Origin of the sequence: Hoeflea sp. TYP-13 (assembly GCF_040932035.1) — a bacterium.
Lineage (GTDB): Bacteria > Pseudomonadota > Alphaproteobacteria > Rhizobiales > Rhizobiaceae > Hoeflea_A.
The window spans coordinates 2,011,171-2,029,660 of sequence record NZ_JBFRBB010000001.1 but is presented as its reverse complement, the minus strand read 5'-3'; the positions used below and the strand labels follow the sequence as shown (position 1 = coordinate 2,029,660).

General features: G+C 57.2%; 15 protein-coding genes. 5 read left to right on the top strand and 10 right to left on the bottom strand.

The annotated features are described in order from the left end of the window. Window position 1: 1 nt before the first annotated feature. A complete protein-coding gene (locus ABVT35_RS09705) occupies window positions 2–3,142 on the bottom strand; it encodes an efflux RND transporter permease subunit (protein WP_368466127.1) in 3,141 nt (1,046 codons plus the stop codon). Between the two features lie 13 nt (window positions 3,143–3,155). Further along, window positions 3,156–4,253 (bottom strand): efflux RND transporter periplasmic adaptor subunit, encoded by a 1,098-nt coding sequence (locus ABVT35_RS09700; protein WP_368466125.1) that lies wholly within the window; start codon window positions 4,251–4,253, stop codon window positions 3,156–3,158. A gap of 233 nt (window positions 4,254–4,486) precedes the next feature. Between ABVT35_RS09700 and ABVT35_RS09695 the strand changes: the two genes are divergently transcribed. From ABVT35_RS09695 to ABVT35_RS09685, 3 genes are all read left to right on the top strand, one after another. After that, window positions 4,487–5,248, top strand: coding sequence for an SH3 domain-containing protein (locus ABVT35_RS09695; RefSeq protein ID WP_368466124.1), 762 nt, complete (start codon window positions 4,487–4,489; stop codon window positions 5,246–5,248). Window positions 5,249–5,501: 253 nt separating this feature from the next. Next, window positions 5,502–6,584: a Glu/Leu/Phe/Val dehydrogenase dimerization domain-containing protein gene (locus ABVT35_RS09690; protein WP_368466123.1), complete on the top strand. Its 1,083-nt coding sequence runs from the start codon at window positions 5,502–5,504 to the stop codon at window positions 6,582–6,584. Between the two features lie 83 nt (window positions 6,585–6,667). Beyond that, window positions 6,668–7,579, top strand: a complete 912-nt coding sequence (locus tag ABVT35_RS09685; RefSeq protein WP_368466122.1) for a hypothetical protein — start codon at window positions 6,668–6,670, stop codon at window positions 7,577–7,579. A gap of 110 nt (window positions 7,580–7,689) precedes the next feature. Here ABVT35_RS09685 and ABVT35_RS09680 read toward each other — a convergent pair whose 3' ends face one another. After that, complete coding sequence (locus ABVT35_RS09680) at window positions 7,690–8,109, bottom strand: MucR family transcriptional regulator (protein ID WP_368466121.1); 420 nt, start codon at window positions 8,107–8,109, stop codon at window positions 7,690–7,692. Between the two features lie 512 nt (window positions 8,110–8,621). Beyond that, entirely contained in the window at window positions 8,622–9,608 is a 987-nt protein-coding gene (locus tag ABVT35_RS09675; RefSeq protein WP_368466120.1) for an AraC family transcriptional regulator, read from the bottom strand. Window positions 9,609–9,718: 110 nt separating this feature from the next. On the opposite strand from ABVT35_RS09675, the gene ABVT35_RS09670 reads away from it, so the two are divergent. Then, window positions 9,719–10,171, top strand: a complete 453-nt coding sequence (locus tag ABVT35_RS09670; RefSeq protein WP_368466119.1) for a cupin domain-containing protein — start codon at window positions 9,719–9,721, stop codon at window positions 10,169–10,171. Between the two features lie 97 nt (window positions 10,172–10,268). Further along, on the top strand, window positions 10,269–11,756 hold the full coding sequence (locus ABVT35_RS09665; RefSeq protein ID WP_368466118.1) for a flavin-containing monooxygenase: 1,488 nt from the start codon (window positions 10,269–10,271) through the stop codon (window positions 11,754–11,756). Window positions 11,757–11,934: 178 nt separating this feature from the next. Here the strand turns inward: ABVT35_RS09665 and ABVT35_RS09660 are convergent, their stop codons facing one another. From ABVT35_RS09660 to ABVT35_RS09635, 6 genes are all read right to left on the bottom strand, one after another. Next, window positions 11,935–12,825, bottom strand: coding sequence for a DMT family transporter (locus ABVT35_RS09660; protein WP_368466116.1), 891 nt, complete (start codon window positions 12,823–12,825; stop codon window positions 11,935–11,937). Window positions 12,826–12,958: 133 nt separating this feature from the next. Then, window positions 12,959–13,597 (bottom strand): hypothetical protein, encoded by a 639-nt coding sequence (locus tag ABVT35_RS09655; protein ID WP_368466115.1) that lies wholly within the window; start codon window positions 13,595–13,597, stop codon window positions 12,959–12,961. 277 nt (window positions 13,598–13,874) lie between these two features. Beyond that, a complete protein-coding gene (locus ABVT35_RS09650; RefSeq protein ID WP_368466114.1) occupies window positions 13,875–14,450 on the bottom strand; it encodes a DUF6362 family protein in 576 nt (191 codons plus the stop codon). 74 nt (window positions 14,451–14,524) lie between these two features. Then, window positions 14,525–15,619 (bottom strand): ABC transporter ATP-binding protein, encoded by a 1,095-nt coding sequence (locus ABVT35_RS09645; RefSeq protein ID WP_368466113.1) that lies wholly within the window; start codon window positions 15,617–15,619, stop codon window positions 14,525–14,527. A gap of 38 nt (window positions 15,620–15,657) precedes the next feature. Then, entirely contained in the window at window positions 15,658–17,310 is a 1,653-nt protein-coding gene (locus tag ABVT35_RS09640) for an alpha-glucosidase (RefSeq protein ID WP_368466305.1), read from the bottom strand. Between the two features lie 27 nt (window positions 17,311–17,337). After that, on the bottom strand, window positions 17,338–18,489 hold the full coding sequence (locus tag ABVT35_RS09635) for a carbohydrate ABC transporter permease (RefSeq protein WP_368466112.1): 1,152 nt from the start codon (window positions 18,487–18,489) through the stop codon (window positions 17,338–17,340). Window position 18,490: the final 1 nt, after the last annotated feature.

The following is an 18,490-nucleotide window of genomic DNA, read 5'->3' as shown; positions in this document are numbered from 1 at the left end:
GTTATTTTGCCGCCGCCTCGCGCCCTTGCACCAAATGGCGTGCCTTCTCGCGCATGGTCTGAAATGCGGCATAGAGTACCGGTATCATCAAAAGGCCGATGGTGCTGTCGATGATCATTCCCGCGAACACGGGAAATCCGATGGAAATGCGCCCCGCCGCACCGGCACCGCTGGAGAGAATGAGCGGCAGCACGCCGATGATGAAACACAGGCCCGTCATCGTGACCGGACGAAACCGCAACTTGGCAGCGCTCAGCGCCGCATGATGAATACTCGCCCCCTGCTCGCGGCGCACTTTTGCAAACTCCACTACCATGATCGCCTTCTTGGCCGCGAGCCCGATCAAAAGCACGATGCCGATCTGTGCATAGATGTCATTGCTGAGGCCGGGAACGACCTGCAATGGAATGAACGCGCCGAAAACGGCAAATACCGTCGAAGCCATAACGGACATGGGCAGTGTCCAGCTCTCATACTGCGCAACGAGAAACAGATAGGCAAAGACAATGGCGAGCAGGAATATGTAAAGGACAAGACCTCCGGCTTCGACTTCCTGCAACGTTACGCCAGTCCACTCGATGCCGTAATCTTCTGGAAGCGTCTTGTTAGCGATTTCCTGCATGGCCGTGATCGCCTGGCCCGAACTCACACCGTCATTCAGCTGACCGCTGACCGATGCGGTCTGGAAGAGATTGTACCTGTAGATTGTTTGCGGCCCGAGCTTAGGGGACTTGCTGACGAGAACGCGCAACGGCAGCGAATCCCCATCGGCGTTTTTGACGTAGATGTTGTCGATGTCTTCGGTTGTCTGACGAAATTGTGCATCGGCCGATATCACCACCCAGTAGACCCGGCCCGCTTTGATGAAGTTGTTGACATAGAGCGAACTGAGATTGGCCTGCAATGCCGTGAATATATCACTGACATCCACACCGAGAGTTTCCGCCCGGTCGCGGTCAATCGCCAGGTAGTATTGCGGCGAGCTGGCGGAGAAGTTGCTGTATGTCTGGCCGAATTGCGGTGCTGCGTTCAGGGCCGTCACGAGAGCCTTTTTGGCTGCATCCAGATCCTCGACCTTGCCGTTGGAAAAATCGAGCAGCTGAGCCGATATGCCGCCGCTCGAACCGACGCCGTGAATTGACGGCATCGGGAAAACAAAGGACGTCGCCTCGGGCAGCGCGGCAAGCTTTTTGCTGAGATCGGCCATGATTGCATACCACTGCGTCTGCTCGGTTTTGCGCTCTGACCACGGGTCGAGCAAAATGATCACCATGCCGATGCTGGGCTTCTGGCCCGCCATCATGGAAAAGCCGGATATGGTGATGACAGACCTCACGCCGGGTGTTGCCGATACGATCTCGCTGACATTGCTCATGACGGCTTCCGTGCGAGACAGGGAGGCACCGTCGGGCAGTTCGACGCTGCCAAGCAGGATGCCGTTGTCCTCCTGCGGGATAAAGCCGGTTGGCGTGGTTTGAAACAGGACGACGGTCGCCGCCACAAAGAGCGCGAACACAGCCAGCGATACGATCATGTAGCGCAGCATGAGGCCGACGAGGCGTACATAAAGGTTGCGTACCCGGTCCATGGTCGCGGGGATCACCCGCAGAAATGATTTCGGCGTCCCGGCGCCGCGCTTGAGGAGCATCGAGCACAGTGCCGGCCCGAGGGTCAGGGCGTTGATTGCCGATATTCCGAAGGCGAATATGATCGTCAGCGCAAACTGCAGATAGAGTTTTCCCGTCACGCCGGGAAAAAAACAGACGGGGACGAAGACGGCCGCAAGGACGAAGGTCGTGGCGATGATCGGACGGGTGACCTGGTCCATTGCCTTGAGCGTCGCCTCTCGGGCCTCAAGCCCCTCTTCCTCCATGATCCGCTCCGCGTTTTCGATGATCACGATTGCATCGTCGACAACCAGCGTGATCGCCAGGACGATTGCAAAGAGCGTGATCATGTTGGCGCTGAAACCGAACAGATAGAGCAGAGCCATCGCGCCAAGCAGCGAAACAGGGATGGCAACCGCCGGAATAATCGTCGCCCGCCAGCTTAAGAGGAAGAAGAAGGTCACCCCGATCACCAGCGCCGTCGTTATCATCAGCGTAAAGAGGATTTCCTCGATGGAGACCCGCACCGCCGTCGTGACATCCATGCTCAGTTCGTAGGTGACGTCATCGGGAAACTTCGTCGCCAGCTCGTCCATCTGGGCATAGACGGCATCGGCGACGTCCAGCGCATTTGCACCGCTTTCCTGGTAGACCGCAATCGCGGCGGACGGCTTGTTGTTGTATTTGGCCGAGGAATCGTAGGTCTCCGATCCGAGTTCAATGCGCGCAACATCCGAAAGCCGCACGACTGATCCGTCCGTATTTGCCGAAACGATAATGTTCTCAAATTCTTTGACAGTCTTCAGCAGCCCGTCGGCTTCTAGGGTGAACTGAAAATCCGTTGTCTGATCGCCAAAGGGCGGCGCCCCGACCTGGCCGGCCGCGGCCTCCACATTCTGGTTCTCGATGGCGGTGGATATGTCAGATGCATCGATATTGAGCGCGGCCATCCGGTCGGGCTGGATCCACACACGCATACTGTAGTTGAGCGATCCGAACTGGTTGACTGCGCCAACACCGCTGACCCGGCTCAGCGGATCCTGCAGAATGTTTGCCGCGTAGTTGCTGAGGAAAAGAGCGTCCTTCGTACCGTTCGGCGAGATGAGGTTGAGCACCATCACCATATCGCCGGACTGCTTGGACGTGACTACACCCTGCTGGATGACGGGAGCCGGAAGTATCGGCTCTGCAAGCGAAACGCGGTTTTGCACATTGATCGCCGCGATATCCGGGTCGGTTCCGATCTCGAAGGTCACCGTCAGCTCATAGGTGCCGCTGTTGGAGCTCGACGACGACATGTAGATCATGCCGTCGACGCCGTTGACCTTTTCCTCGATCGGCGTTGCGATCGCTTCCTGTATCAGCGCCGCGTTGGCGCCGGGATAGCTCGCAGTCACATAAACCTGCGGCGGCACGATATCGGGAAACTGCGCGATGGGAATGAAGCGGATGCCGATGGCACCGGCAAGTGCCGTCAGGATCGCGATGACGATCGCGAATTTCGGGCGATCGATAAAATAGGCTGGAAGCGTCATGTCCGGTCCCCGCTCAGCTCTGACCCGGGACGGGCTTTACCTCGACGCCCTCATGAACCTTCTGCAGCCCCTGGACGATCACTTTTTCCCCCTCGCTCAGGCCAGATGTGACCACCCAGTTGCCAGACAGCTGCTTGCCCAGTTTGACGTTACGCCGCTCTACCTTGTTGTCGCTACCCACCGTGAAAACAAAATGCCCGTCCTTGTCGAGCTGCAAGGCTGGCTGAGGCACGGTCAGGACCGGTTTGGCATCGGGATTGTCCAGTTCAACCGTCACGAACTGGCCGGCGATCAGAATGCCGTCCTTGTTCGAAATGGTCGCCTGCAGCTCGATTGTGTCGGTGGCGGCCTGGATTTCATTGTCGATATAGGTCACCCGCCCCATAGCAGGATAAAGCTCGCCGTCCGCAAGCGTGATCTTTACGGTCAGTTTGGAGCTGTTCTCGCCCATCAGGCCTTGTTTGCGCTCCTCCAGCAGATCTTTTTCGCTGATGTAGAAATTGACGTTGATGGGATCGACACTGGTAATCGTCGCAAGCGTGCCGCTATCCGAATTCACCAGATTGCCGACACTGATGGCGGACTGGCTGATACGCCCGTCCATCGGACTTACGATATCGGTATAGCCGAGATTGATCTTCGCGGTTTCAACGTCCGACTTGGCTTCGCTGACAGCCGCCTGATCGGCGCCTAGCGTGGCAACAGCCTGGTCTACAGTCGACTGCGGCACGTCACCCGTCTCGAGCAGTTTTTTCTGGCGTTCCAAATAAAGCTCGGCGTTCTTCGCCGTTGCCTCAGCGCCCTTAAGTTCCGCCTCGGCTTTGGACAGGCTTGCCTCATAGGGCGCCTTTTCAATCTGGTAGAGCACGTCGCCCTTGTTGACCAATCCGCCTTCGACGAAGTTGCGCTTTTCAAGGAAACCTTCAACACGGGCGACGAGATCGACGGTTGAATCGGCGGCGACGCGCCCCACGTAACTGCCCGCTGCCTGGGCAACCTCGCTCTTCACCTCAGCGACCACAACGCTCGGCGGTATTTGGTCTGCGGATTGCGCAAAGGCGGCAAAAGCCATGCAGAAAATAACAAGGCCTGCCGTGAACCATCTTGTCATCATATCCGCCGCTCGCATGTGGTTGATTCTAATGCCCGGTTGAAACCCTAGAGCATTACCCGCCGTTTGCACACCGCCGTTAACAGGCCGGCGAGCAGGCTCTTGCGGGCCGTCAACAAACGCCGTTTGAACAGCCGCTTTATGCATCAAAAGTAGTACTTGATCCGCCGCCAAACGGTCACATTCAATTCCCTTATGTAATCCACAACACAAGCAACAAGATTGGTCAGACAATGTACAAGCGAATATTGACCGGTATGCTTGCAATTATCGGCGCTTCTTCGCTCGCAGGAGCTGCGCAAGCTGCAACACCGAGTTTTACTACCGCAAACGTGAATTTGCGTGCGGGCCCGGGCACGAGCTATCCGGTGATCGTCACCGTGCCGAACGGCACACCGATCACCACCTATGGATGCCTGGAGAACTACAACTGGTGCGACGTTTCCTGGGGAACGGAGCGCGGATGGATGTCCGCGTCCTATATCCAGATCACCTATCTGGGCGAGCCGCACATTATCACGCCGGCGATAGCCCCGGCCATCGGTCTTACGATCGTGGTCTATAACCGCGCCTACTGGGACCGCTACTACTACGGCCGCCCGTGGTACCGTAACTGGGACCGCTACTATCGGCCGCCGCCGCGGGTTAAGGCCGTGCAGCCGCTGCCGCCGCGCCAACCGAAAATAACGCCTCCGAAGCCAAACCGGCCCAAGGCTGTTCAGCCGCTGCCGCCGCGGGCGAATCCGCCAAAAATGGTCCAGCCGCGGCAGCCGCGTGCCACTCCGCCAAGGGTGGTGCAGCCAAGGCAACCGCGCGCTACACCACCAAGAGTGGTGCAGCCAAGGCAGCCGCGTGCCAACCCGCCAAGAGTGGTTCAGCCAAGGCAGCCACGCGCCAACCCGCCGCAGGCCGTTCAGCCACGGCAAAGGGCCGGCCAGCCAAATGCGGTTCAGCCGCGCCACGGCCGGATGCAAGGCGGCAACCGACGCGGTTAGGCCACAAAATGAGCCAAATCGTCCAATGAAGGCAACGGCTGCATTTACTGCAGCCGTTTCTTCTATGCCTTTGTTATTGTGGTGTATTCCTCGTATGCTTGGCGCATTCCCGCGTTCAAATACTTGTGTGTTTCAACCGCTTTAAATCACACGCGACGAGGTTCATATACAATAGTAGAAGGGTTTGCTGATTCGTCTCGGCGAGCCGCCACTATCTGGTCTGGTAACTGGTTAAAACTCCAGGAGGCCTTTGATGCAGCTTACGTCAAAGCGGCAAACAACCGGCACACCGAACTGGCCCGGTTTCGATCATCCGGAATTCGACGGGCATGAAAAAATCGTGTTCGGACACGATGCGGCAACTGGCCTTTACACGGTGATCGCCATTCATGATACACGGCTCGGCCCGGCGCTCGGCGGCTGTCGGATGTGGCCCTATGGGAGCACGGACGAGGCGCTCACCGATGCGTTGCGCCTGTCGCGCGGCATGACCTACAAGAACGCGCTCGCGGGCCTCGACTTTGGCGGCGGCAAGGCGGTCATCATTGCCGATCCCGAGGTGCACAAGACACCGGAACTCATGCGCGCCTTCGGCAAGAAGGTCGATGCACTCGGCGGTTTGTATATCACTGCCGAGGATGTTGGTCTTACACCGAGCGATATAGAGATGATCGGCTGCGCGACGAAGCATGCGCGCGGCACCGCCCAGAACCACAGGGGCGATCCCTCCCCCTATACCGCACTCGGTGTCTATAACGGCATCCAGGCGGCCCTTTCTCATAAATACGGCTCGAGCGATCTGCATGGACGCAAAGTCTCGATCCAGGGCCTCGGCAATGTCGGCTTCACGCTCGCCCGCTTCCTGCATCACGCGGGTGCCGAACTGATCGTTTCCGACATCAACGAGAAATCCGTCGACAGGGCCATCAATGCGTTCGGCGCGAAGTCTGTCGACACAGAGGACGCACACAAGGTCGAGGCCGACATATTCGCGCCCTGTGCTCTCGGTGCCGGTCTGAACACCGTCACCATTCCGCAGCTTGGCGCACCCATCATTGCCGGTTCCGCCAACAACCAGCTTGCCGAGCCCGATGACGGCGAAGCCCTCGCCGCACGCGGTATTCTCTATGCTCCGGACTATGTCATCAATGCCGGTGGCGTCATCGCCCTTGCCCGTCATGATGTAGAGGACGAGGTGCTTGAAGCCGATGTCCGCAGTATCGGGGACACGCTGACGACAATCTTCAAACGTGCCGATGCCGAGAACGCGCCGACCGATGTCGTTGCCGACCGCATCGCCGAGGAACGTCTGATGGCTGCTGGCGAAATAAGCTGAACCGACGCACGCAACGCACGCAATTAGCCGGGTTCCGAATGCACACCCTCTGCCGTCATTCCACGATAGGGAATGAAGGTGACGTGATTGTCTTTGGCAATTTGCACTATATTGAAGGCATGAACTATTTGCGCACCCATTGGCGTGGCGAACAGCCACTGTTCCGGTCGTTCTGGATCAACTTTGTCGCCTTGCGTCTTGCAATATGGTTCTTTCCTCTGCATTTGGTGGCTCCGGATCCGCTTCCCGCTTCCGCTGTCATCGTCTTGGTTGCCGCCGACTTCACGATCTTTGTCTGGCAGATGGTGGGGCTGGTCCGCTCCGCTGAAAACCACATGCTTGCCAAAGGCGGCATGGCGCCGACCTGGGGAATTTACGCTTCCATCGCAGTGGCCGTATTCGGCATAGCGACGCAGTGGCTCGGTCTTTATCAAATGACGCTTGCAAAACCGGACAGCGAACTGTTCACGACAATTATGGATCGCCAGCATGCGGCCGAATACGACATGGCGGTGTCCGATGACGGAAAGGTTCTGACCTTCAACGGTACAATCGCGCTCGGTGTCACCAAGGCTGCCGTTCGATTGTTCGAAGCAGAACCCGATATCCGCCGCATCGAACTCCAAAGCACCGGCGGGAACATTTACGAAGCGCGCGGCCTGGCAGCTCTGTTGCTTCCCAAGCGCATCGGCACCCATGTCGAGGATGAGTGCAGCTCTGCCTGCACAATCGTTTTCATGGCCGGAGAGGAACGAACACTCGGGCGCAATGCGAAACTCGGATTTCACGCATACCGGCTGGACACGGACATTGTCATGCCAAACGTCGATGTCGGCGAAGAGCAGGACCGCGACCGGAATTTTTTCAAGCAGCGCCGCCTGTCCGAAAAATTTCTGGCGCGCATCTACGACCGTGAGCACACGGCAATATGGTTCCCGGAACGGTCCGAGCTGGACGCTGCGGGCGTTACAAAAACGCCCGGCCGGAACAATTGACGGAGTTGTTTGTTCTTGCCGGCTTGTTTTGCCATGGATGCCGGCAGAAACCGTTGGTCGATGTGCAGCAGGTTCGGCGCAGTCACTTTTGATCTGCGCCGTGGTTCAAATCAGCCGCGCCGCTTATGGCCAAGCTTCATGTCCTTAGCCAGTTTCGATCGTTTTTCCGCATAGGCGGGTGCAACCATCGGGTAGCTGGCCGGCAAATTCCACTTGGACCGGTAAGCTTCCGGCGTCAGGCCATGATAGGTCATCAGGTGACGTTTCAGAGATTTGAATTTCAAGCCGCATTCCAGGCAGGAAATCTGGTTTTCCTGCAACGACTTACGGATGTTAACGGCAGGCTTTTGCTGTGAATCAGCCTTTGTTTCCTCGCTCATCGCCGTCGATCCGAGAGCGGAATGTACTTCCGCAATCAGATGCGGAAGGTCGCTGGTTTGTACAACATTGTTACTGACATAGGCCGCCACGACGTCAGCCGTTAACTCTACTAACCGGTCATCCCGGCCTTCTTCTATTGCTTCACTCATTTTGCGCCTCAGATATTTTTTAGTTCATTATCCGTAATCCATCTCAAGCCACCGCTACATGTTATGCATTCATGAAAATGAATTACGGCACTCTGCTTATAAGATAAGAAGTAATATAGCAATATAGTATTTCAATACTGACAGTGGATTACTATTCAATATTTCTAACGCTCAAATTGCATGATTCTCAGATATATATATCCTTGCGGGTAAATGGACACTCTTTGTGCACATATAGCTCTACGCCTTTCAAAAACCAGTAAAAATCGATGGGTAAATCGATGCAGATAGTCTGGAAAAATTTTTGTGCCTTGTCCGACAACTTCAAATCCGGACTCTCACTATCCACAACCCTAAGAATAATTTCGTGAATTTAATCGATATTTTTTGCTAATTTTTCGAAAAACAAATATTGACACGGATTATTGAAGTGCAGCCAACCACAGGATCCGGCACCGTTCTTACGGTTTCAAATAGCGATTGTACCGGCACGTTTCCACTCGCGGATTACCCTACTGCCTGACCTCGTTTGCCGCCTGCCGCGTGGTGCTCGGAAGCTCACCGAATTCGCTGGAGTAATATCTCGAAAACCTGCCAAAATGCGGCATGCCCCATTTGGCGGCAACCCGCGCGACAGTGTTGTCACAATGCCCGGAAGCAAGTTCCTGCCTGATGCGCATCAGCCGTTCCCTTCGCAAAACCTGCATCGGGGTTTGTGACAGAACCTTCATGAATTCGTACTGCAGTGCGCGGACTGATACATCCGCGGCGGCGGCAATGTCGCCTAATGCAATGGGCCTGTCGGCATTCTCGATAATATATCGCCTTGCCCTGCTGACATAGCCGGGAGCCAGTGACGGCTGCGAGGCCCGACAGAACTGAGAGATGTTGCTTGGTTGGATTTGCAGGAACTCGGCCATCAGCTCTTCTTCCAACATGCGCTGTTGCAATGTTGCTGCCGAACAGAAGAGCCTGCCGTCATCTGCCGCCGCATAGAACGCCGCTACCTTGTGGCGCCAGCACAGCGTATCCTGCCTCTCCAGGACGATATGAGGATCGAAAACCAGCGGCTTGGAAAGGGAACGCCCGATCATCCGTTCGGCAAAGGATGTCATTGCCTCACGGTCGATATAGATGATGAGCTGCTCGCAGCCTGCCTGCCAGATCATCTGCGTCTTGCGATCAGGGTTCAAGACGCTCCCGTTGCTCGCGTTGGAATCGAATACAACATTTCCATTGGCGATCTGTGCGTCTCCGTTAATCGGCAACTGTATGAGATAGAAATCTTGCAGCTCGCCAGGGTCAATCAAAACTGTGGCGCCATAGCGTATATAGTTGATTGACAGCATCGCACCGCGCACGGAATGCTGACACGCATCGAAAATCCTGTGTGCGCCGATTGTCTCCAGGCGGTGCGAACAGAACTTTTGCGCGACAAGTTCGCGCGCATGGTCGGGATCGCTCGTCCTGAACAATGCGTATTGCGAAAGCGGCGTCATGGCATCGCATCCCGGTCGGTTTTTGCGCAAATCGGATAGACAGCGCAGCGGGTCGGCTTCATTCTTCAAGCTTAAAATACATATGGATACTGTCAATAGGGAGGAAAATCATGGCACAGGATCTGGAAAAGGGCATCACGCGCGACGGCACTGGCTACGCTGACAAGACCTGGAATATTCTCGGTCAGACCTACTATCCGAAGGCCTGCTGCGACACGACTTTCGCATTCGAGACCAATTCGGAGCCCGGTCAATTCGTGCCAGTGCACGTACACCCGACGCAGGACGAGTTCATTCTTGTTCAGGAGGGCGTGCTCGACCTGAAGCTGGACGGCCAGTGGGTCCAGGCAGAAGCCGGTGACCTCGTGCGCATGCCGCGTGGCATCCCGCATGGCTATTTCAACAAGTCGGACAAGCCTGCGCGGGCACTGTTTTGGGTGTCGCCGGCCCGCAAGCTCGAAGAGCTGTTCAACAACCTGCACAATCTGGAAGATCCGGAAGAAGTGGTGAAGGTCTCTGCGCAGCACGAGGTCGACTTCCTGCCGCCGGAAGCCAACGACTAAACAGGCAAGAACGGGCGCGCAACCGCCTGGTCCGCTCAACACAACAAAATCAAAACGGCCTGCCGGCCCACCCGGCAGGCGACGAGGGAGGTATGTCATGGTCAAGCGCAAGAAAGTCGCGATCATTGGCGCAGGCGTCAGCGGTTTGGCTGCCGCAAAGGTCTTCAAGGACAAGGGGCACGAGATCACGGTCCTGGAACGCAGCCACGACCTTGGCGGCGTGTGGGAGTTGTCTCGATCCTATCCGGATGTTCAAACCCAAAGCCCCAAGGATCTCTACCGCTACACGGATAAGCCCATGCCGGACAACTATCCGGAATGGCCAAAAGGCCCCCAGGTGCACGCCTATCTGGACGACTATGCGCGCGATCACGGGCTGCGCGAATTCATCCGTTTTCACACTTCGGTGGTCTCAATGGCACGTCGCGAGGATGGCGCACCCGGTTGGACCCTCGAAATCCTGAACGACGGAAATACAACGCGCGAGGATTTCGACTTCCTGGCGGTGTGCACGGGGCAGTTCAGCGAAAAGAACATCCTGACGCATCCGGGACAGGAAGATTTCGAGGCCGCCGGCGGCTTGGTCATGCACTCGTCCGAATATACCGATCCCGAGACAATCGTGGACAAGGATGTCGTTGTTCTCGGCTTTTCCAAATCGGCGACCGACATTGCCGTCCATGCAGCAAACAACGGAGCGAAATCGGTCACCATCGTTTATCTGGAGTCGGTGTGGCGCATACCCTATTTCATCGGCGGACTGATCAACTTCAAGCGTATCCTCTACATCCGCAAGCAGGAAAACATGTTCCAGGGTTGGGGCTTGTCGGCCCTTGACCGGTTCAAATATGCCATTGCCGCGCCCTTCATCTGGGCCAATTGGCGCGCGCTTGAATCGCTGCTTTCGATGCAGCTCAAGCTCGGCAAGACCGGACTGAAACCGAAAACCCGTATCGAGGACGGCGTCAATTGTTCGGTGCCCATCGTCACGCCTGGTTTCTTCGACCTTGTTGCGAGCGGCCGCATCCGTGCCATTCAGGGCACTTTCGACAGATACGAACCGGGACACATCACGCTGACCGGCGGTGAAACGGTTCCCGCCGATGTCGCAATCCTTGCGGTCGGCTGGAAGCTCGGCGTGCCTTTCCTTCCCGACGACTACCAGAAGAAACTGGTCGAACCGGACGGGCAATACAGGCTTTACCGCATTATCGCCAATCCGGACCTTCCGGACATGGGCTTCGTCGGCTTCAACTCGTCATTCTGCACCGTTTTGAGCGCGGAGCTCTCCGCTAACTGGCTGGTTCGCTATGCGGATGGCATGCTTGAAAATCAGCCAAGCGATGAAGAGATGCGCGACAATATCGACATGGTACTGGACTGGCGCCGCAACAAACGCCCGGCCGCGCAGGTTTATGGCGGCCTGTGTTCCGCACCGTTCCATTTTATGCATTTCGACGAACTGATCGCCGACATGGGCGCGAAGAAACGCCGCCGCAATGCGCTGGCGGAAAATCTCACACCGCCGAATGCGGATGCCTATGCACAGTTCCTTGCCACCACACCGGAATACACCGCGGACTGACGTTAAAATCGGCGGGGTTTGGCCCCGCCGAGAGCGATATGGATTTTTGCAGCGCGCTTCACGGTCGTGGCCCCGACAGACTTGCGGCAACGTCGGATTGCGAGATGGCCCCCATGGAAATGAGGGATGCGGGCGGACGGAAGGTCTTGATCGAATGGCTGAGCGAAACCGCTAACCGCTAGTTCATGAAGATGAGCGCCGTTCCTCCAACCACAAGTGCCGCACCGATCCAGGCACCGAATGCGGGCCGCTCCCCGGTCGTTGCCCACAATAGCGGCAGCATCAACGCCGGCGACGTTGCCGACAGCGTTGAGATGATGCCCACTTCGCCGCCTTCCAGCGCAAAGAGCAGCAGCGTCATGCCGAGGCCCATGCCGAGCATGCCGGAAAGCGCGATCCGGCCGGTCACGCGTTTCGTCAGCTCACCCCGCTGGTGGAACTGCTCATAGGGTAGCCGCATCAGCGCGGTCAGTCCGAGCGCGGCAACAGCCACACGCAAGGCGGATGCTGCGACTGGATCGACCCCGGTCTCCATCACCGGCCGTGCAATGATCGAGCCGACTGATTGGGCAAGCGCGGCGATCAGTCCGAGGGTAATGCCTGCCCACAACGGCCCGGTGATGCTTTCCCAGTGGTGAAGCTGCGCGCGCCGCTTGCCGAAAACGATGGATAACACCACTCCGGCGATGGTGATGGCGATGCCTGCCAACGCTGCAAAAGAGAGCGCTTCGCCCAGCACCATCCATCCCAGAACCACGGACATCGGTGCGTTGGTGGCAAAAAGGATTGCAGTGCGCCGTGGTCCCATCCGGTTGAGTGTCAGGAACAGCGCCGTATCGCCAACAAAGATGCCGATGAAACCGGAGATGATTAAAAGCTCGGCTTCCGGACCGCCAATGCTCAGCCAGGAGCCCGTCGCAAACGCATATCCACCGAGGATAACCAGCACGATGACCATGCGGGTGCGATTGAATGCAATTGCGCCAAGATGTTTGGCCGGCGCGGAAGAAATCATGCCGGCTATCGCCCAGCACAGCGCCGCACCCAGCGCCGCTGCCTCATATTGCATGGCGTGCGCTCCAGCGGTTCAGCCAGGCCGGCTCGATTGTTGAAAAAAATAGCGCGGATAAATCTTTCAGCATCCGCGCATTGTTATCGTTGGCTCTGCGATTCGCCCAGTTAAGATTTGGCCGGGCAGGACTTCACATCGAGGTCAGTTGCACGTTCTTCTCGAAATCTGCGAAGGCGTTGGCAAAAGGCAGCATCGGCCAGTTGCGCTTCAGCGTCTGACCATAGCGGTCGGTGAATTCGACATGCATGTAAAGCGTCTCTCCGGTCTGGTCGGAGAAGGCCCGCACCAGTGCATCGGCCGCCGGTCCGGTAAAGGTGCACACACCGCTCGTCAGGCAGTCATCCCGGTCGAGGTTCCACACGGCTTTTTCCTCACGTGCGAGGTGAAAGCCGCCCTTGTTGAAGGTCACGCCGTTTTCAACGTCAAACTCCACCCTCAATCCGTTGCCGTTGGGACTGATGTAGGCGGCAATGGTGCCGAACCGGTCATAGGCGTCCGGCTCACCTTCGGGGCCAAACATGTCGACATAACGCATATAACACCGTTCACGCGTGCCATCTGCGCCCGTGTCCTGAACCCCGCCTGCGGGATCGCTCACCTCACAAATGGACTCCCAGCTTCCGAAACGATTGTAACGGCTGGTGGACCATTCATCTTTTTCAGACAGCGCAATCCCCTCCCCGGTCGCGCTGGTCCTCTCCGGCATCAAATAGCCGACAGTTATCCCCCCGGCCACCAATGCAATGGCGGCGACGGTAAAAAGTCGCATTGGAAAGCTCCGCTTCTTGGCTCGAACAACAGTTTTCCCGCGGGCGCTGGTTGAAGCCAACCGGTTGAAACGCCCGGAAAAAATGTTCTGGTTCATATGGGTATGATTATTTTGCGAACAAGGTTTTATGAAAGAAATGTGATGTGCGGGTGAAGAGCATCGCAAGCAACTCCAGCGTGCCACAACCCTGCTGTATTGCACGAACCCCTATGGGAATTTGTTGTGGCGCATACAAGCAGGTCAGCCCCGGCACAATTCCCGGCGTCCGGTCAACGGCCTATCGGGGAATAGTCCGTGACTGCGGCTGCGCGCTGTCAATCACCGGTCGCGCATTATGCGCCCGCCAGTGCGTGTCATGGGTGCGGTTCGGCGCTACTGTCTCATCAGCCTGATGAGCGTTGTGGGGCTCGTCATTGATAGCTTCAGAATGTTGCGGCGTGTGCTGCCGGTTGAGCCGCCTGGCGATCGTCTTGCAGATACGGGTGATTTCGCGCCGCAGCGTGCGGTCGCTCATCCCCTCCTCCATCGCAAGCACTTTCAGCGACCGGCCCCGGCCCCCCTTGGCTCGCGCCCAGTCATAGAGAAGCTGACGGTCCTGTTTCTCGTCCAACGCGTTGATCCATGTCCAGCATATCTCCATGCGATCCATCGCGCCCGCCGACGGTCTGCGGCGGTAGCGCGGCGCATTGGAGGCATAGGCATCGCTCTGGCGGCGCAGCGGCTCAGGCATCGAATTGCCATAGGCCTTCGGCCCCAAGGCTCTTGGGCACAGGGTGAGTGTTTCCGCCGCCTCTATTAAGCGATGTTCGACGGCCTTGGCCGTCCAGTCCTGAAATTCGGGAACCGGTGTCATGGTCTTGCCTGTCCTGTTTAAGCAAAACCAGAACATAACATGAACAAGCGGCGAGATAAATGCCTATTGGACAGTCAATTCATACTGCGGAAGGAAATGCCCGCATCATTGAACAGGTGCAGTTTATCGGCATTGGCGTCGAGCGAGAGCTCCTGACCGCGCTTGATATCCTGATTACCAGGCAATTTGACCGTCATCGGCTCGTCTGATCCGGTACCGTCCATGTAGGCGAGCGTTACTTCACCAAGCGATTCCGTCATCGATACCGATCCGTGCAAAATTCCACCGCCGGAATCCGCCAGTCTCAAATCCTCGGGACGAACACCAAAATGGACATTTGCACCCTTCATTGCGTCAGGTGACGGCACCGGCACGCGGACGTGATCTCCGGACTGCAAGGCCACCAGCGTTGATTCACCGGTCTCCTCGACTGTCGCCGGCATGATATTCATGGCCGGTGAGCCGATGAAACGAGCGACAAACAGATTGTGCGGATTTTCGTAGAGCTCCATGGGCGCCCCGACCTGCTCGACATATCCGCCGGAAAGGACAACGATCCGGTCCGCCAACGTCATGGCCTCGACCTGGTCGTGGGTGACGTAGATCATCGTCGCGTCGGGCATGCTTTCCTTCAGCCGTGCGATCTCGATACGCGTTGCAACGCGAAGTGCCGCGTCGAGGTTGGAAAGCGGCTCGTCAAACAGGAACACCTTCGGATCACGCACTATCGCCCTGCCAATAGCAACACGCTGGCGCTGGCCTCCGGACAGCGCCTTGGGCAACCTGTCGAGATACTCCGTCAGTTGCAGCTTTTCGGCTGCCGAGCGCACACGCTCGTCGATTTCATCTTTTGAGGCCCGGGCTATTTTCATACCGAAGGCCATGTTGTCATAAACGGTCATGTGCGGGTAAAGCGCATAGGACTGGAAAACCATGGCTATGCCGCGCTTCGATGGCGGCATCTGGTTGACGACGTTGCCTCCAATTTCCATCGTGCCGGCGGTAATTTCCTCAAGTCCGGCGATCATGCGCAGCAGGGTGGACTTGCCACATCCCGACGGGCCCACGAAGACGATGAACTCTCCCTGCTTGATATCCAGGTTGACATCATGAAGCACCTCGACGTCGCCGTAGGCTTTCTTGGCATTGGCAATTTTCAGACCGGACATGGGTTTCCTCCCCGCTGATAGTATATGCGCGCGTGCGCCTAGCCGACGATGCCGAAAAAGGCATCGACCGGTGGAATGATTATGGTGTGACCGTCGGCACGACCGCCGAAGCCGCTATCTGAAAGCGTTTCGACACTGTCCTCCGGAATGTGAACGGTTCGCTCTTCACCCGACATGTTGAATGCGCAAAATATGGTTTCATTGCCGTGGCGGCGCCGGAAGCAGAACAAGTTGCCATCCTGACCGTCAAGTTCGATAGTCCCTTTCACAAGCGGCTTGTACTGTCTGCGAAACGCAATGAAGCGCCTGTAATGCTGAAGCACCGAATCCGGATCTTTTTCCTGGCGATCGACCGCATATGCCAGGTGTGAATCTGGCACCGGAAGCCAAGGGGCTCCGGATGAAAATCCGGCATTTTCCTCCCCGGCGCTCCAGACCATCGGCGTGCGGCAACCGTCGCGCCCCTTGAAGCTTGGCCAGAACTCGATGCCGTAGGGGTCCTGCAGGTCTTCAAAACGCAATTCTGCTTCCGGCAATCCCAGTTCTTCGCCCTGATAGACGCAGACCGAGCCCCGCAGCGAAAGCAATACGCCGGCCAGCAGTTTGAGATGTTTCGGAGTGTTGCCGAACGTTTCCGACCAGCGGGTCGAGTGCCGCTGGACATCATGGTTGGAGAACGCCCAGCAGGCCCAGCCGTCTGCAACCGTGGTTTCAAAATCGGTGACGACTTTGGTGAGATATTCGACGCTTGGCGGGGTCGCCGACAACAGATCAAAACTGTAGCACATATGAACCTTGTCGTTGCCGGACGTGTAATCGGCAACGATTTGGAGCCCCCGTTGCGCATCGCCGACCTCTCCAACTGCCGCCGATCCGGGGTAGGATTCAAGCAGACGGCGGAAGCGTTTCAGAAACTCGAGATTCTCCGGCTGGTTCTTGTCGAATTGATGGTCCTGAAAGTTATACGGATTGACATCGGGCGCTATGCTGGCGTTGCGCATATCAGGATTGAGAGGCGGATTGTCCCGCAGCGCCTTGTCATGGAAATAGAAATTGATCGTATCGAGCCGGAAGCCGTCGACACCCAGATCGAGCCAGAACCGGACCGTTTCCAAGAGCGCGTCCTGGACCGCTTCGCTGTGAAGATTGAAGTCCGGCTGTGACGCCAGGAAGTTATGCAGGTAGTACTGCCGACGGCCGGTATCCCATTGCCAGGCGGAACCGCCAAAGATCGACAGCCAGTTGTTTGGCGGGGAGCCGTCCGGTTTGGCATCGGCCCAGACATACCAGTCCGCCTTGTCGTTGTCATGGGAACTGCGGCTTTCGACAAACCACGGATGATCGCTCGATGAATGGGACAGAACCTGATCGATCATCACTTTCAGCCCCAGCGCGTGTGCCCGGTCCACCAGCACTTTGAAATCCTCAATCGTCCCGAACATCGGATCAATGTCTTCGTAATCGGAAACATCGTATCCGAAGTCACGCATCGGAGACTTGAAGATCGGGGAGATCCAGACCGCATCGACACCGAGAGATGCAATGTGCGGCAGCCGTTCGGCAATTCCCTTCAGATCGCCGGTGCCGTCGCCGCTGGTGTCCTGAAAGGAACGCGGATAGATCTGGTAAATTACGGCACCGCGCCACCAGTCAATGTCGACCGGCGAAGAGGATAAAATACGCTCAGGCATCAGATTCCTGTCCAAAATTGTCATTCGTTAGCCACCTTTGACCGAACCGGCGAGAAGTCCACGCACCAGGTAACGCTGCAGTCCGAAGAACACGCAAAGCGGTACGATGATGCTTATGAAAGCGGAGGCCGTGAGGATTTCCCAATTGCCACCGCGTGAGCCGAGCAGCTCGCGCAACCGACCGGTCAGCACCAGTTGGTCGTCGCCATTGCCAAGGAAAACCATGGCCACCAGAAGATCATTCCAGACCCACAGGAACTGGAAGATGGCGAATGACGCGAGAGCCGGGAAAGAAAGCGGCAACACGATCTTCAAGAAGATGTCGAAGTCGCTGGCGCCGTCCACCTTGGCGGATTCCATTATTTCGCGCGGCAGGCCGGCTATGTAGTTGCGCAGTAGGTAGATCGCCAGCGGTAGCCCAAATCCGGTATGAGCCAGCCATATGCCGACATAGGTTTTTGCCGGGACCCCGAGTATCAGGCCCGCCTCGTTGTAGAGGCGCAAGAGCGGGATCAGCGACATCTGCAGCGGCACGACGAGCAGCCCGACAACCGCGGCGATCAGCAGCGCCCTGCCGGGAAACTTCATCCACGCCAGAGCGTAAGCCGCAAATGCAGCTATCAAAATGGGGATCACCGTTGAGGGTATCGTGACTGTCAGCGAGTTTATGAAGGACTGCCCCAGCCCGTTGGCGCGCAGGACGTTGGCGTAGTTTTCCAGTGTGAAGCGCGGTGGCGCCTTGACGGTGTAGAAGATCCGCTTGCCACGCGATCCGGTCCAGGGCTTGTCGGAGACCAACTGGTAATCGCCGTTTGCATCAACCGTCATCATCGCGCCATTCGGCATCTCGCCTGTGTCACCGGCAGTGAATGCCGAGGGCTGCTGCGATCGCACACCAAATTTCGTGATCGCACCGCTTGCATCGTCGAGGATGTTGCCCTTGAGCACATACTTGCCGTTTTCTTCAATTTGCGTGTCGGGCGCGGCCGTGCGGCCGATCTTGCGCTGCTCGGACGCGGTCAGCGCGGTCCACCAGCCCGATACGGCAAGCTGGTCCTTGTCGCGTATGGAAGATACGAACAGGCCGAAGGTCGGCAGTGTCCAGACAATGACGAGAAAGAGCACACCTGCATGGACGGCCCATGTGAGCGGTGATTTTGCTGAAGCAGTGGCAGCCATA